We start from the raw sequence: 14,620 nt of genomic DNA, 5'->3' as shown, positions 1-14,620 counted from the left end.
CCACATAGGTAATTTATTATCTAATTCCTATGTGGTGGATTCATCTTTTTTATCTTACAATTGTTTTTTCAGCAATTTATTTTTTTTCTTATTTATTAATAGATTTTTCTAATCCTTATAAGGAATATGATTTATCTTACAAAAATCAATTAAGAGAAATTGAAATTTTTGAAAAAAAAACTCCACAAGTAACTATAGAGAATGCATATTTTAAGGAGAATTTAATCAATAATGGCAAAGTTCTTTTCGAAGAAAATTGTGCTACTTGTCATCAATCTGATGGAAGTGGGAATGTAGGCCCTAATTTAACAGATGATTATTGGATCAATATAAAAGAGAAAGATTTATTTAAAAATATATTTTACGTAATATGGAATGGTAGTACTAATAACCCAACTATGCGTGCTTTTGGTAAATCCGGAGAAATTAAAGGAAATGATATTGAAAAAATATCTAGTTATGTTTATTTTATCAATAAAAAATCAAAAAAACCTTTGACAGGAAAAGTCCCTCAAGGAACGAAGATAAAAGAATGGAGTAAGATATAAATCATTCATTATTATTACATAAGCTTTATTTTTATAAAAAAAAAACTATAAGTTTTAATTATGAAAATCAAATTCAATTGGGATACTGGAATCGTGTTATCTTTGGTTATTTTTATAATCTTTATTATTTACGTTGCTTTCTTTTTTCCACATGTAGGAAGTCAACTTGTATCAAATAGATATTATGAAGAAGAAATGAAATATCAAGAAATTATAAATGAGAAAAAAAATGTGTTACAACTTCCTATAAAAATCAAAGTTTTGATTTTATATTCTGGAATTGAAATAATATTTCCACCTGTTAACAATGATATTCATGGTTTTTTTACTTTATTTAGATCTTCTTCCAAAGATTTAGATTTTACAAAATCCTTTAAAATATTGAAATCTTCCAAAAAAATATTATTGATTCCTAAAAAATTTTTAAAAAAAGGATATTATAAACTTATAATCAGATGGAAAACAGATAAAAAATATTTTTTTGAAAAAGATATTTTTTGGAATCAAAATATATAAATACTGTTTTCAAATTTTTAATATTATTAAACATAATGAGAAAAAATATAAGAAATTTTCGTAAAGAATCTTTAAATTACCATAGTCAGTTTCCCTCTGGAAAAATACAAATTACTCCTACAAAAAAATATAGTAGTCAAAGAGATTTATCTCTTGCTTATTCTCCAGGAGTTGCTGAACCCTGCAAGGAAATAGCTCGTTCTTCTACAGAAGTGTATAAATATACATCTAAAGGGAATCTTGTTGCCGTAATTACTAACGGATCTGCTGTATTGGGTCTTGGAAATATTGGAGCGTTAGCTTCTAAACCGGTTATGGAAGGGAAAGCTCTTTTATTCAAAATATTTTCTGGGATTGATGTTTTTGATATAGAAATAGACGAATCAGATCCTGAAAAATTTATAGAAACTGTAAAAGCTATTGCTCCTACTTTTGGAGGGATTAATCTAGAAGATATAAAAGCTCCAGAAGCTTTTGAAATAGAAAGAAGACTTAAAAAAGAACTTAATATTCCTGTTATGCATGATGATCAACATGGGACAGCTATTATTTCGGCAGCAGCACTACTTAACGCTATCACTTATGTAGGAAAAAAAATTCATGAAATTAAAATGGTAGTTAATGGAGCTGGTGCTGCCGCAATTTCTTGTGCTAGGATATACAAAAAACTTGGAGTTAAACCTGAAAATATTCTTATGTTTGATAGTAAGGGTTTATTGCATCTTTCAAGGAAAGATTTGAATGAAGAAAAAATAGAATTTGCGGTAAATACTTTTCCCATTAAAAAATTAGAACAGGCTATTAAGAACGTAGATGTTTTTATTGGATTATCTATAGGAGGAATATTAACTACTGATATGTTAAAAAACATGGCTAAAAATCCTATTGTATTTGCTATGGCAAATCCTGATCCAGAAATAGATTACAATTTAGCGATTAAAGTACGTTCAGATGTTATTATGGCAACAGGAAGAAGTGATTATCCTAATCAGGTGAATAATGTTTTGGGATTCCCTTACATATTCAGGGGAGCCTTGGATGTTCATGCGAATGTCATTAATGACGAAATGAAACTTGCAGCAGTACATGCCATTGCTTCTTTAGCAAAAGAACCAGTACCAGAACAGGTGAATATTGTTTATAATAAAAAAAATATTTCTTTTGGAAAAGAATATATTATTCCAAAACCTTTTGATAATCGTTTAATTACTCGTGTTGCTCCTGCTGTAGCCAAAGCGGCCATGGATTCTGGAGTCGCAAAGAATCCTATATTAGACTGGAAAATTTATCAAGAAAAATTACTTGATAGAATGGGATATGAAAGTAAAATGCTTAGAATGATTCAAAATAGAGCACGTACAAATCCTAAAAAAGTTGTTTTTTGTAATGGAGAAGAATACGATATTTTAAAATCTGTTCAAATTCTTCATGAAGAAGGAATTATTTTGAATTCTATAGTTTTAGGAAATGAAGATCGTATTCAAAGTTTAATTCATGAAAATAATTTAGATGTTGAATTAGAAATTATAGATCCAGAAAAAGAAGTAAAAAAAGTAGAATACTTTTCCCAAATTCTTTGGAAAAGAAGAAATAGAAAAGGATTAACTTTATATGATTCAAAAATTCGTATGCGTACTAATGATCATTTTGGAGCTATGATGGTAGATCAAGGGAAAGCAGATGCTGTTATTACGGGATATTCTAGAAGTTTTTCATTAAGTTTACGTCCTATGCTGGAAGTAATCGGAAAAGCTGATTGTGTTCACAAAACAGCAGGAATGATGATTTTATTAACAAAACGTGGACCTCTATTTTTAGCAGATACAGCTGTTATTCCAGATCCAACAAGTGAAGAGTTAGCTAGAATAGCTTTAATGGCATCCCATGTCGTTAAAAATTTTGATATTGAACCACATATAGCTATGTTATCTTTTCAAAATTTTTCATCTAATACAAAAACATCTTCTAAAGTTTCTCAAACAGTTGCTTTTTTACATAAAAAATATCCAGATTTGATAGTAGATGGAGAAGTACAACCTGATTTTGCTTTAAATGAATTTTTATTGTCTAATAAATTTCCTTTTTCTAAACTTGTTAAAAAAAAAGCAAACATTTTTATATTTCCAAATTTAGAATCAGGTAATTTGACTTATAAATTTATTAGAGGATTAGGAGATGTTCAAACTATAGGACCTGTTATGTTAGGAATGCGAAAACCTGCACATGTTATGCAAATGCAATCTAGCATAGAAGAAATAGTTAATTTAACCACTTTAGCTGTAATCGATGCACAAATTAGAAAAAATTAAAAATATGTGTTTTAAAAAACACTTTTTTTCCAAAAAGAATTCGCACTTTTTTTTCAAAAAAAAAGGGAATAGAACTAGATGTATAAAAAATAGGAGACCTATTCCAGATTGGATGTAAGCATAATAATTTTTTTTTACTCAGTTTTTTTTTGATTTCTTGCACTACTATTTTCTGTATATCAATCAAATGAACTTTTCCATGATAAAAATTTTCTATTTTTTCTTTTAAAAATAAATAATGAGTACAAGCTAATAATATTGCATCTATTGATTTGAAATGATTTAAATAATTTTCTATGATAGGATTTATTTTTTCTATTTCCCATCCATTTTCTATAATAGGAGCTAATAAAGGAGTGGACATTTGAACGAGATCTATATGACGATAGTATTTTTTTATTTTTTTTTGATAAAAATTTGAATGTATAGTAGCAGGTGTTGCGATTATTCCTATTTTTTTATAAGAAAGAAAAATAGTATTTTTTACTACAGGATCTATAACATTAAATATTAATATTTTTTTATGAAATTTTTTTTGAATCAGATCCAAAGCATTAGATGCGATAGAATTACATGCTATAACTATTGCTTTACATTTTTTTTTGTAAAGGAAAGAAACGATTTTCATAGAATTTTTTCGAATAAATTCTTGGGATTTTTCTCCATAAGGCATATTTTTTGTGTCTCCGAAATAAATAAAATCTTCATTAGGCATTTGAATTTTCATTTCTTTGGCTATAATAAGTCCACCAATTCCAGAATCAAATATTCCTATTGGAGATAATGGATTGATTTTCATATTCAAATTAAATTAAAAAAAAGGAAATCGAAATATAAAAGCTAATACCGATATAAAAAATAAAAATAAAACCGTATGAGTAATTTTTGTATATTGATTTTGATATAATTTTTTACAAAAAAAAAGAAACATAACAAAACTGATAATCATCATAATTGGATGTTCAATGAACTTGAAACGAATTTTTTCTTGTTTGAAAATTTCAATAATTTCAATTCCATTTCTGAATAAATAAAAAAAATGGGAAAGCATTAACAGTAAACCTATAAAAATTTGAAAAAGCATAATGAATACTGTAAAATTCAATACAATTATAAAAAAAAAACTCGATTTGTATTTTGAAATGTTTTTTTATGCCATAAAATATATATCATTTCCATGAAAAAAAGAATCATCAACAAACAAGCTATATAATGATGAATTTTTAGTAAAAATTTCATGGATTTAGGAATAATTTTTTACTTAATTTTTTTTTCAATCGTGCAGCTTTATTTACATGTATAATATTTTTTTTGGACAATTTATCTATCATAGAAATAACAATAGAATATTGTTTTTCATTTTTATCTGTTAACAATTTTTTTATAGCTGTTTTAGTACTTCTATATATATATTTATTACGTAAACGCCTAGTATGATTTTGTCTGATTCTTTTTAAAGAGGATGAATGATTTGCCATAATGATTATTATAGCCCATAGGGGAATCGAACCCCTCTTTCCAGGATGAAAACCTGACGTCCTAACCAATAGACGAATGGGCCTTTGTAAAAAAATTAATGACACAAATTAAATTTTTTTTATATTTAATACAAGTATTTTGTTTACATTTGAGTCTCTCTTTTTTTATCGGTGGTATTTAAAACAAGAAAAAAAGTTTATCATAAATTATAAAATTTTTTTACTTATAATTTTTTATTATTACCTTATTTCTATCTCATTATATGGAAATGTAGAATCCAATAATAAATATGAAAGAATTTCTTTTAAAAAGAAAAAACAAAATATATATAGAGATAATTCTAAAAATTATTTTCAATTTTTGAATCAAAAACTTTTTTTAAAAAAAAAAGAACAGACAGAATCTATTATAGAAAAAGCTATAGATTATATATCTACTCCGTATAAATATGGAGGAAAAAACAAAAATGGAATAGATTGTTCTGCTTTTATAAAAAATATCTTTGCGTATTATAAAATATTCTTACCACGTATTTCTTACAATCAAGCTAAGATTGGTTTTTTTGTTCCAAAAAAACAAATAAAAAAAGGAGATTTATTATTTTTTGCAACAGGAACATCCAAAAAAATTAATCATGTAGGAATGGTAACACATATTAGCAATAATAACATATTTTTTATTCATGCTTCTACATCTAATGGAGTAATTATATCTCAATTATATCAAAAATATTGGAATCATAAATTTATCATGGCAAGAAGAATTCTTTTTTATTCATAATAATCAATTAAAAAACCTAAAGATTTTAAATCTTTCCAAAAATTAGGATATGATTTTTCTACAACATTTGGATTTTCTATTTGTATGAAATTAGAACATAATCCAAATATAGAAAAAGCCATTGCCATTCTATGATCTTGATAAGTTTTAATTCTAACAAATTTATCAATTTTTTTCCTATAATAATCTGTTATTTCTAAACAAGAATCGGTGATTTTTGTTATTACTCCAAATTTTGACAGCTCGTTTTTTAACGCTTGTAATCTATCTGTTTCTTTAATTTTCAATGTTTCTAATCCTTTAAAACTACATTTTATACCAATGGCAGCACAAGTAACTACAATGGTTTGAGCGAGATCTGGAGTTTTATTTAAATTTAATTCAATAAATTTATAGGGAAAAAAATTAAATTTTTTCTTTAATATTATTACGTTTTTATCTTTATCAAAGACGGTAGAAATTCCAAAATATTTTTCATATATATAAGAAATTTCTTTATCTCCCTGCAAACTAGTATTGTTATATGAACGTAAAATGATATGACTTTTCTTTGCAATAGCAGCCATAGAATAATAATAAGAAGCAGAACTCCAATCTGATTCTACATAAAAATATTTTTTTCCCTTATTTTTTACTGGATAAATATGAATAATCCTTTCTTTCCAATCTACTTTTATTCCAGATAGAGTCAGTAAATCAAAAGTCATTTTTATATAAGGAATGGATGTAATATTTCCCTTTAGATAAATTTTCAACCCCATTTGAAATTGACTAGCTATTAACATAAGAGAACTTATATACTGACTACTCACTTTTGCATTCATATCTATTTTTCCTCCTAAAATTTTTTTTCCTAAAATTTGTATTGGGGGAAATCCTTCCTTTTCTAAATAATCAATTTTAGATCCCAGTTTTCGAAGAGCTTCTACGAGTATAAAAATAGGTCTTTCTTTCATTCTATCTGATCCTGTTAATATTATTTTTTTTCCCTCTTGTATAGAAAAATACGAGGTTAAAAATCGCATAGCAGTTCCAGCATGATGAATATCTAATATAGCAGAAGTACTAATTAAACTTTTTTTTAGTATTTCGGTATCTTCACTGTTAGAAAGATTTTCTATGTGAATATCATCTTTATAAATAGCTTTTAAAATTAAAAGACGATTAGATATACTTTTAGATCCTGTTATAGATATAGAACCATATAAAGAATTATTTTTACTATAAATATTAATGTAAGAATACATATTTCATTTTAATTTTTTATTTTCATGATGTCTGATATGATCTCTAATTTCCTTTTCTTTTAATTTTTTATGAAAAGATTTTTCTAAATCAATTCCGGTTTGATTAGCTAAACAAGCTATAATAAATAGTATATCTGATAATTCTTTTCCGAGATCTTCATTTTTTTTGCAATTTCTTTTTTTTGATTGTTCTCCATAATTTCTAGCAATAATTCTAGAAACTTCACCTACTTCTTCAGATAGAAGGATTGTATTTGTCAATATATCAAAATAACGAATTCCATGATTCACTATCCAATCATGAACTAACTTTTGTAAATTATTAATTTCCAATATTTATAGTTTATTTTTTTTACTTAAAACAAATTGAATATGATTTATAATCGAATCACAATCAATATTATATTTTTTTAAAAGTTCCATAGGTTTTCCACTCTCTCCAAAAGTATCGTTTACAGCTACTAAACTTTGAATAAAAGATCTATTATGAGTTGTCAATATTCTGGCGATACTTTCGCCTAATCCTCCCCAATAGTTGTGTTCTTCTGCAGTAACAATACATTTTGTTTTATTAATAGATTTTAAAATGGTGTCATCATCTAATGGTTTAATTGTATGAACGTTAATAACTTCACATTCTATCCCCTTTTTTTCATATAAAATTCTAGCCGCTTCTAAAGATTCCCATACTAAATGCCCTGTACTAACAATAGTTACGTCTTTACCCTCCGTTAATACTATTGCTTTTCCTATCTCAAATGTCTGATTTATATCTGTAAAATTGGATACAGCAGGACGTCCAAAACGTAAATACACTGGTCCTAAGTGATTAGATATAGCTAAAGTAGCTACATAAGTTTGATTATAATCACAAGTATTAATAACGGTCATGCCAGGTAACATTTTCATCATTCCGATATCTTCTAAACTTTGATGTGTTGCTCCATCTTCTCCTAAGGTTAACCCAGAATGAGAAGCGCATATTTTTACATTTTTGTAAGAATAGGCAATAGATTGACGGATTTGATCATAAACACGAGATGTCGCAAAATTAGCAAATGTTCCAGTAAATGGAATATACTTTCCGATACTAAGTCCCGCTGCTATTCCCATCATATTAGCTTCAGCTATTCCTATTTGAAAAAATCTTTCAGGAAATTCTTGGGAAAATTGATCCATAAATAAAGAAGTTTTTAAATCTGCGCATAATGCAACTACTTTTTGATTTGTTCTTCCTAAAAAAGTTAAAGCATTTCCAAAGCCAGCTCTAGTTTCTTTCAGCCCTTGATTTTCATATTTTTTCATAAAATAAAATTTTATAATGAGTAGTCTCCTAAATAAGTTTCAGGAAGTTGAGATAAAGCTTTTTTTAATTCTTCTTCATTAGGAGATTTTCCATGCCATGTATTGTTGCCCATCATAAAATCAACACCATATCCCATTTGGGTATATAATATGATTAAAATAGGTTTTCCTTTTCCTGTTTCATTTTTTGCTTTTTTCAAAATGTTAATCACTTTTTCAATATTATTCCCCTCTAATTCTTCTAGAACTTTCCAATCAAAAGATTCAAATTTTTTTTTTAAATTACCTAAAGGTAAGACTTCATCTGTAGATCCATCTATTTGTTGTCCATTATAATCTATAGTAGCTATATAATTATCTATTTTTCTAGATCCTGCGTATAAAACGGCTTCCCAAATTTGTCCTTCATTTAATTCTCCATCTCCATGTAAACTGTAAACAATCCTATTCAATTCTTTGTTGAGCTTTTTTGATAAAGCTGCACCGATGGAAACAGACATTCCTTGTCCTAATGAACCAGAAGCAATTCGTATTCCGGGGACCCCTCCATGTACAGAAGGATGCCCTTGTAAACGAGAATTTAATTTTCTGAAAGTAGATAATTCCTTAATTGGAAAAAATCCTGAACGAGCTAATACGCTATAATAAACAGGAGATATATGTCCATTAGATAAGAAAAAGAGGTCTTCTTCTTTCCCCTCCATAGAAAATTGACTTGGATTATAATGCATTATTTTTTGATATAAAGCTACAAAATACTCTGTACATCCTAAAGATCCACCAGGATGTCCTGATTTTGCATCATTGACCATGCGTAAAATGTCCCTTCTCACTTGAATACACAAATCTTTTAAATAACGTCCATTCATTTTTTCAATTTTTTTGTTTGTATATTTTTGTAATTTATTTTGACTATTTCACAAAAATAACAATTAATTATGAGTATTCTAAATAGAAAAGCGAGATTTAAATATCATTTCATAGAATATTATATAGCTGGAATACAATTATTTGGAACAGAAGTTAAATCAATAAGACAAAATAAAGTTAATATCATGGAAAGTTTTTGTCAAATGAAACATGGAGAGTTATATTCCATCAATATGTATGTAGCTGAATATAAATTTGGAACCAATTGGAATCATTCAAGCAGAAGAGAAAGAAAATTGTTGTTGAAAAAACAAGAATTAGTGAAAATCAATAAAAAATTAAAAAATACAGGTTTAACTTTAATTCCCATAGAATTGTTTTTTAATGAAAAAGGATATATAAAAATGAAAATAGTTTTAGCTAAAGGAAAAAAAATATATGATAAACGTGAATTTTTACGAAAAAAAGATTTATCTAGAGAAATTAAACAATCTTTCAAATTAAAAAATCGCATTTAATTTATTTTTAAATATATTTGTTTTAGATTTTAAAGAAATTATAGTTTTATGAAAAACGTCAATTTTTTTATTGTTGCTTTATTTACTTTTTTTTCTTCTGTATTTTCCCAAGATTCGAAAGAAAAATGGTTTATTAAAATAGGAGCACATGACATCAATTATTATCCTATAATGTCTCCTTTTAAAGGATTCCTTCTTAAAAAAAATAATAGTTTTAATCCCATTATTTCTAGTATAGAATTGGAACATAATATAAAAAAGCATGTAGGAGTATATTTAGATGCTTCATTAGGAATGGTAAACAATACTAGATGGAGAGTAGGAAATAATTTTTTTGTGAAAATAAGTCATGGGGTTAATTTATATATTTTTCCTTATAAAAAATTTGATCCTTATTTAAAATTAGGAGGAGGATATCACAAATTCAACAATTATATCAATAGAGAGTTAAGAATTTCAGAGACAAAATATTTTAAAACAAATAAAACAAATTTTTTTCTATTAGATGGAGGATTGGGAATAAATTTATGGATAGTTTCTAACTTGGGTATAAACTTTCAAAGTACTTATAATCATGTGTTTGCAAAACAAACAAAAGATTATTTAAATTTTTGGAAACATAATGTAGGATTTGTTTTTCGTTTCGGAAATTTAAAAATTAATCATAATAAAATTGTAGCAGAAGCTAAAGAAGATAATTCTTTTTCTGAAGAAAAAGAAAAAAATGAGGAAAAGAAAATTTTTTGTGATAAAAAGCAAAATGATCAAGAAGACTCAGATAATGATGGAGTTTTAGATCAGAAAGATTTATGTCCAAATCAATTTGGATTAAAAAAATTTAAGGGTTGTCCTGATACGGATTCAGATAATATTCCGGATTACGAAGATAAATGTCCTACAAAATTTGGTAAAAAAGAAAACAAAGGATGTCCTAATATAGTTTTTAGTCCTATTTTTTTTGGATTGGGTAAATCTTCATTATCTCCTCGTTCTTTGACAATTATTAATGAATTTGCTAAAATTATGATAAATAGTATACCTAATTCTAAATTTTACATAAATGGATATACAGATGCTCATGGAAAATCTTATTATAATAAAATTTTATCTTTAAAAAGAGCTCATTCTGTATTTGAAGCTTTGATCTCTAAAGGAGTAGATCCTTCTAGGATAGAAGTTAGAGGATTAGGAGTAGTAAAAAAAAAAGGACGACGTGTTGAAATCATAATACGAAAATCATAAATAAAAAAGCCTCTTGAAAATAAAGAGGCTTTTTTATTTATTTGTATAAAAAGAAATATATATACTCACTTGATAAAGTATCATAAGAGGAATTAAAACTATGATAGTACTTAAAATGTCTCCAGGAGTTATAGCAGAAGCTATAACTAATAGAATTAAAAAAGCATGTTTTCTATATTTTTTTAAAAATGAATAAGAGATTAATTCCATTTTAGTAAAAAAAAATATAAAAAATGGAAATAAAAAAATAATTCCCATAGAAAATACTGAATGCATAATTAAAGAAATATAATCTGATAAATCGAATATATTTTTTGGAATATGACTGATTCTAAAAGAATATCCAAAATGAATTAAAAAAGGACATAATATAAAATAACCAAAAATAATTCCTAATAAAAATAAAAAAGTGACGATAATCAATATCCATATTGAATATTTTTTTTCTTTCTCAGAAAGAGCTGGTTCTATAAATTTCCAAAATTCATAAAAAACATAAGGAAAGGATAAAATAATACCTCCAATAAAACAAGTCCAGACATAAATATTGAATTGTCCAAATATTTGTCTATTCTGTATCTCTAAATTTTTATGTAAAAAAGAAACAGAATTTAAATGGATTCCTAAAAAAGAATTTGCTAATTTATAAAATATACGGTAAGTAATGAAATCTGTTTTTGCCGGGGCAAAAATAATACAATCAAATATAATATTTTTATTGTTCATTAAAATAATCATTAAAATGATTATTGCACAAAAACAATGAATTACATGTTTTCTTAATTCATCAATGTGTTTCCAAAACGGCATTTTATTTTTATTCATTTCATCAAAATTAAATTTTGAATAAAAAATACTTTTTTTAAAGAAAAATTGTAATTTTATGTTAAATTTCATATAAATGAAATGTGGAATTATAGGCCTTCCAAATACAGGAAAATCAACATTTTTTAATCTAATTTCCAATTCTAAAGCAGAATCAAAAAATTTTCCTTTTTGTACCATAGAACCAAACTATGGAATTGCAAAAGTTCCAGATAAAAGACTATACGAATTAAAAAAAATCATTAATCCTACAAAAATAATTCCATCTGAAATAAAAATAGTAGATATAGCTGGATTAATTAAGGGATCGCATAAGGGAGAAGGATTAGGAAATAAATTTTTATCTCATATTCGTGAAACAAATGTTATTATCCATATGATCCGTTTTTTTCACGATATAAGTGTTCTTCATGTAGAAGGATCTGTAAATCCTATTAGAGATAAAGAAATTATTGACATGGAATTACAGTTTAAAGATTTAGAAACAATAGAAAAAAGATTAGAAAAAGTCACAAAAAAAAATCAAATCAATAAATCGACACATATACTAAAAAAAATTTTTTCTTTTTTAAAAAAAGGAAAAAATATTAGAATGTATCCATTTCAAGAAAATGAAAAAGAATATATCAAAGATTTACAATTACTAACTATTAAACCTGTTGTTTATGTATGTAATATAGATAATAAATTTAAAAATAATTTATGTATAGAAAGTCTTAAAAAGATAATAGAAATGGAAAATTCTACTTTGGTAATTTTATCCCTGATAAAAAATTGTATAGGAATTAATCAAGTCCTAAAAGAAACTTATAAGTTGTTAAACTTACAAAGTTTCTTTACAGTAGGTAAAAAAGAAATTCGATCTTGGTCCATTCCGAATCCATGTACAGCTTATGAAGCATCTTCAGTTATTCATACAGATTTTCAAAAAAAATTTATTAAAGCAAAAGTTATTCATTATAGTGATTTTATCAAATGTGGATCCGAAGAAAATGTGAAAAAAGCAGGAAAAATATTATTGGTAGGAAAAAATTATCTCATACAAGATGGAGATATTATTCATTTCAGATTCAATCAATGAAAAATTTATTTTCATTATTAATTACCTGTAAAGTTTCAAAAATTAATAATATAGTTTGTTCTATATCTTTTTTATGAACCATTTCTACTGTGGTATGCATATATTTAAGAGGAATAGAAATTAAAGCAGACAATACCCCTTTATTGGAATAAGCAAAAGCATCTACATCTGTTCCTGTGGATCTAGATGAAACTAAACGTTGAAAACTTATTTTTTTACTATTAGCAGTATTAATAATCAATTCTCTAATATTTTTATGTATCGAAGGAGCATATCCTATGACAGGGCCTAATCCACATTTAATATCTCCTTGTATTTTTTTATCAATCATAGGAATACAAGTGTCATGTGTAACATCTGTTACAATAGAAACATTGGGTTGTATGATTTTAGATATCATTTTAGCTCCTTTCAATCCTACTTCCTCTTGAACTGAATTCACTATATATAATCCAAATTTTAAATCAATATTATTTTCTATTATCATTTTTGCTACTTCTGCAATAATGAATCCCCCTATTTTATTATCTAATGCCCTAGATACAAAATAATTTCGATTCATAATAAAAAATTGATCGGGATAAGTTATCACACAACCCACATGAACACCCATATTAATAGCTTCATTTTTACTGGAAACACCAATATCTATAAATATATTATCTATATTAGGAGACTTCTCTTCGAAAGGTTTTCTCGTATGAATAGCTGGCCATCCAAATACTCCATGTACGAATCCTTTTTCCGTATGAATGATTACTCTTTTAGATGGAGCAATTTGGTGATCTGATCCTCCATTACGAGAAACATATATAATCCCTTCTTCTGTTATATAATTAACGTACCATGATATTTCATCAACATGAGCTTCAATAATTAATTTATATGGAGAATTAGGATTTATAATTCCTACTGATGTACCATATAAGTCTGTTTGTATTTTTTCTACATAAGAACTAATATAGTTTATCCATATTTTTTGTCCCTCGTTTTCATGTCCTGTTGGAGAAAATTCATTTAAATATTTTTCAAGAAATTTAATAGAATCACTATTAATTGAATAATTACTCATTATTTTATTTTTTTTCACATATTAAATATGAATAGAACCTTTAAATATAAATTTAACATTTCCGGTTAAATAAACATTTTTATACTCATTTTTTGTCTTTGTGAATGAAACCCGTAATTCCCCTCCAATTGTTTGAACTAAAATTTCTCCAACATTATCTTTTATTTTATTTGTTTCACATGCAGCAATAACAGAGGCAACGACTCCTGTTCCACAAGATAAAGTTTCGTTTTCTACTCCTCTTTCATAAGTTCGTACTTGTAACGCATTTTTTTCAAAAATTTTTACAAAATTTACATTAACTCCTTTCTCTGAATAAGGATTTTTAAATCGAATATTTTTTCCTTCTTTATATACGTTTTTTTCTTTTATATTTTCCACAAATAGAATATGATGTGGAGATCCTGTATTTAGAAAAACATATTCTGGATAAATTTCTATTGAATTTTTATCTATATTGATTAGATTTATAGAAACCAAATCATTATTTATAAATCCATTATGATATCCATCTATCGCTCGAAAATGAATTTTATTTTTACTGGTAATTCCTAATTGATTTGCAAAAAAAATAGCACATCTTCCCCCATTTCCACACATTGTACTTTCTTTTCCATCGGAATTACAATACTTCATATAAAAATCACTTTTATATTCATCATCATTTTGAATCAGAACAATTCCATCGGCTCCAATTCCAAAATGTCTATCACACAATTTTTTGAATATGAAAGGATTTTTTTCTATTTTTTTTTGTCTAGAATCTAAAAGTATAAAGTCATTTCCCGTTCCTTGATATTTATAAAAATTCAATTCCATGGCAACGAA

The 14,620-nt window shown here is 25.9% G+C and carries 15 protein-coding genes, 1 tRNA gene and 1 pseudogene; 7 read left to right on the top strand and 10 right to left on the bottom strand.

All coding sequences use genetic code 11. From position 1 onward, the window contains the following. The 3 genes and pseudogenes from G9C01_RS03120 to G9C01_RS02320 form a co-directional block, all read left to right on the top strand. A pseudogene (locus G9C01_RS03120) lies at positions 1 to 548 on the top strand (c-type cytochrome); the annotation flags it as partial. 60 nt (positions 549 to 608) lie between these two features. Further along, positions 609 to 1,064: a FixH family protein gene (locus G9C01_RS02325; RefSeq protein ID WP_166265929.1), complete on the top strand. Its 456-nt coding sequence runs from the start codon at positions 609 to 611 to the stop codon at positions 1,062 to 1,064. A gap of 35 nt (positions 1,065 to 1,099) precedes the next feature. Then, positions 1,100 to 3,373 (top strand): NADP-dependent malic enzyme, encoded by a 2,274-nt coding sequence (locus tag G9C01_RS02320; RefSeq protein WP_166265926.1) that lies wholly within the window; start codon positions 1,100 to 1,102, stop codon positions 3,371 to 3,373. Here the strand turns inward: G9C01_RS02320 and murI are convergent. From murI to G9C01_RS02305, 3 genes are all read right to left on the bottom strand, one after another. Continuing rightward, positions 3,360 to 4,172 carry a glutamate racemase gene (gene murI / locus G9C01_RS02315; protein ID WP_166265923.1) on the bottom strand — a complete coding sequence of 271 codons (813 nt, stop codon included), beginning with the start codon at positions 4,170 to 4,172 and terminating at the stop codon, positions 3,360 to 3,362. The genes G9C01_RS02320 and murI overlap by 14 nt on opposite strands. 436 nt (positions 4,173 to 4,608) lie before the next feature. Next, the gene (gene rpsT / locus G9C01_RS02310; RefSeq protein WP_166265920.1) at positions 4,609 to 4,851 is read right to left on the bottom strand and encodes a 30S ribosomal protein S20; all 243 of its coding nucleotides are present in this window, start codon (positions 4,849 to 4,851) and stop codon (positions 4,609 to 4,611) included. Positions 4,852 to 4,862: 11 nt separating this feature from the next. Next, positions 4,863 to 4,934: transfer RNA gene (locus tag G9C01_RS02305), tRNA-Glu, on the bottom strand. Between the two features lie 56 nt (positions 4,935 to 4,990). On the opposite strand from G9C01_RS02305, the gene G9C01_RS02300 reads away from it, so the two are divergent. Next, complete coding sequence (locus G9C01_RS02300) at positions 4,991 to 5,632, top strand: C40 family peptidase (protein WP_242673928.1); 642 nt, start codon at positions 4,991 to 4,993, stop codon at positions 5,630 to 5,632. Here the strand turns inward: G9C01_RS02300 and G9C01_RS02295 are convergent. Genes G9C01_RS02295 through G9C01_RS02280 form a run of 4 tightly spaced genes read right to left on the bottom strand, consistent with a single transcriptional unit; the run spans position 5,623 to position 9,053 of the window. Beyond that, positions 5,623 to 6,879 (bottom strand): 3-phosphoshikimate 1-carboxyvinyltransferase, encoded by a 1,257-nt coding sequence (locus G9C01_RS02295; RefSeq protein WP_166265917.1) that lies wholly within the window; start codon positions 6,877 to 6,879, stop codon positions 5,623 to 5,625. The genes G9C01_RS02300 and G9C01_RS02295 overlap by 10 nt on opposite strands. Before the next feature lie 3 nt (positions 6,880 to 6,882). Next, positions 6,883 to 7,212, bottom strand: coding sequence for a nucleotide pyrophosphohydrolase (locus G9C01_RS02290; RefSeq protein WP_166265914.1), 330 nt, complete (start codon positions 7,210 to 7,212; stop codon positions 6,883 to 6,885). Positions 7,213 to 7,215: 3 nt separating this feature from the next. After that, positions 7,216 to 8,184 (bottom strand): transketolase family protein, encoded by a 969-nt coding sequence (locus G9C01_RS02285; protein ID WP_166265911.1) that lies wholly within the window; start codon positions 8,182 to 8,184, stop codon positions 7,216 to 7,218. An 11-nt stretch (positions 8,185 to 8,195) separates the two neighbouring features. Beyond that, positions 8,196 to 9,053: a transketolase gene (locus tag G9C01_RS02280; protein ID WP_166265908.1), complete on the bottom strand. Its 858-nt coding sequence runs from the start codon at positions 9,051 to 9,053 to the stop codon at positions 8,196 to 8,198. A gap of 69 nt (positions 9,054 to 9,122) precedes the next feature. Here G9C01_RS02280 and smpB point away from each other — a divergent pair, with 69 nt between their 5' ends. Together smpB and G9C01_RS02270 are read left to right on the top strand one after the other, a co-directional pair. Continuing rightward, complete coding sequence (smpB, locus tag G9C01_RS02275) at positions 9,123 to 9,572, top strand: SsrA-binding protein SmpB (RefSeq protein ID WP_166265906.1); 450 nt, start codon at positions 9,123 to 9,125, stop codon at positions 9,570 to 9,572. Between the two features lie 48 nt (positions 9,573 to 9,620). Continuing rightward, the gene (locus G9C01_RS02270; RefSeq protein WP_166265903.1) at positions 9,621 to 10,814 is read left to right on the top strand and encodes an OmpA family protein; all 1,194 of its coding nucleotides are present in this window, start codon (positions 9,621 to 9,623) and stop codon (positions 10,812 to 10,814) included. 33 nt (positions 10,815 to 10,847) lie between these two features. Here G9C01_RS02270 and tatC read toward each other — a convergent pair whose 3' ends face one another. Further along, positions 10,848 to 11,639 (bottom strand): twin-arginine translocase subunit TatC, encoded by a 792-nt coding sequence (tatC, locus tag G9C01_RS02265; protein WP_166265900.1) that lies wholly within the window; start codon positions 11,637 to 11,639, stop codon positions 10,848 to 10,850. Between the two features lie 76 nt (positions 11,640 to 11,715). On the opposite strand from tatC, the gene G9C01_RS02260 reads away from it, so the two are divergent. Then, the gene (locus G9C01_RS02260) at positions 11,716 to 12,720 is read left to right on the top strand and encodes a redox-regulated ATPase YchF (protein ID WP_166265897.1); all 1,005 of its coding nucleotides are present in this window, start codon (positions 11,716 to 11,718) and stop codon (positions 12,718 to 12,720) included. On the opposite strand, the gene G9C01_RS02255 is transcribed toward G9C01_RS02260, so the two are convergent. Both G9C01_RS02255 and dapF read right to left on the bottom strand, forming a co-directional pair. Next, positions 12,710 to 13,792 carry a M42 family metallopeptidase gene (locus G9C01_RS02255; protein WP_166265893.1) on the bottom strand — a complete coding sequence of 361 codons (1,083 nt, stop codon included), beginning with the start codon at positions 13,790 to 13,792 and terminating at the stop codon, positions 12,710 to 12,712. The genes G9C01_RS02260 and G9C01_RS02255 overlap by 11 nt on opposite strands. Before the next feature lie 21 nt (positions 13,793 to 13,813). Then, the gene (gene dapF, locus G9C01_RS02250; RefSeq protein WP_166265890.1) at positions 13,814 to 14,611 is read right to left on the bottom strand and encodes a diaminopimelate epimerase; all 798 of its coding nucleotides are present in this window, start codon (positions 14,609 to 14,611) and stop codon (positions 13,814 to 13,816) included. Positions 14,612 to 14,620: the final 9 nt, after the last annotated feature.

It is taken from the genome of Blattabacterium sp. DPU (assembly GCF_011290385.1).
Classification (GTDB): domain Bacteria; phylum Bacteroidota; class Bacteroidia; order Flavobacteriales; family Blattabacteriaceae; genus Blattabacterium.
The sequence above is the reverse complement of the archived record's forward strand: the minus strand, read 5'-3'. Positions and strand labels throughout refer to the sequence as shown.

Bases quoted from the DNA above. Each gene is read 5' to 3' on its own strand.
- G9C01_RS02325 (WP_166265929.1), top strand. From the start codon at position 609: ATGAAAATCAAATTCAATTGGGATACTGGAATCGTGTTATCTTTGGTT.
- G9C01_RS02320 (WP_166265926.1), top strand. From the start codon at position 1,100: ATGAGAAAAAATATAAGAAATTTTCGTAAAGAATCTTTAAATTACCAT.
- murI (WP_166265923.1), bottom strand. From the start codon at position 4,172: ATGAAAATCAATCCATTATCTCCAATAGGAATATTTGATTCTGGAATT.
- rpsT (WP_166265920.1), bottom strand. From the start codon at position 4,851: ATGGCAAATCATTCATCCTCTTTAAAAAGAATCAGACAAAATCATACT.
- G9C01_RS02295 (WP_166265917.1), bottom strand. From the start codon at position 6,879: ATGTATTCTTACATTAATATTTATAGTAAAAATAATTCTTTATATGGT.
- G9C01_RS02285 (WP_166265911.1), bottom strand. From the start codon at position 8,184: ATGAAAAAATATGAAAATCAAGGGCTGAAAGAAACTAGAGCTGGCTTT.
- G9C01_RS02280 (WP_166265908.1), bottom strand. From the start codon at position 9,053: ATGAATGGACGTTATTTAAAAGATTTGTGTATTCAAGTGAGAAGGGAC.
- smpB (WP_166265906.1), top strand. From the start codon at position 9,123: ATGAGTATTCTAAATAGAAAAGCGAGATTTAAATATCATTTCATAGAA.
- G9C01_RS02270 (WP_166265903.1), top strand. From the start codon at position 9,621: ATGAAAAACGTCAATTTTTTTATTGTTGCTTTATTTACTTTTTTTTCT.
- tatC (WP_166265900.1), bottom strand. From the start codon at position 11,639: ATGAATAAAAATAAAATGCCGTTTTGGAAACACATTGATGAATTAAGA.
- G9C01_RS02260 (WP_166265897.1), top strand. From the start codon at position 11,716: ATGAAATGTGGAATTATAGGCCTTCCAAATACAGGAAAATCAACATTT.
- G9C01_RS02255 (WP_166265893.1), bottom strand. From the start codon at position 13,792: ATGAGTAATTATTCAATTAATAGTGATTCTATTAAATTTCTTGAAAAA.
- dapF (WP_166265890.1), bottom strand. From the start codon at position 14,611: ATGGAATTGAATTTTTATAAATATCAAGGAACGGGAAATGACTTTATA.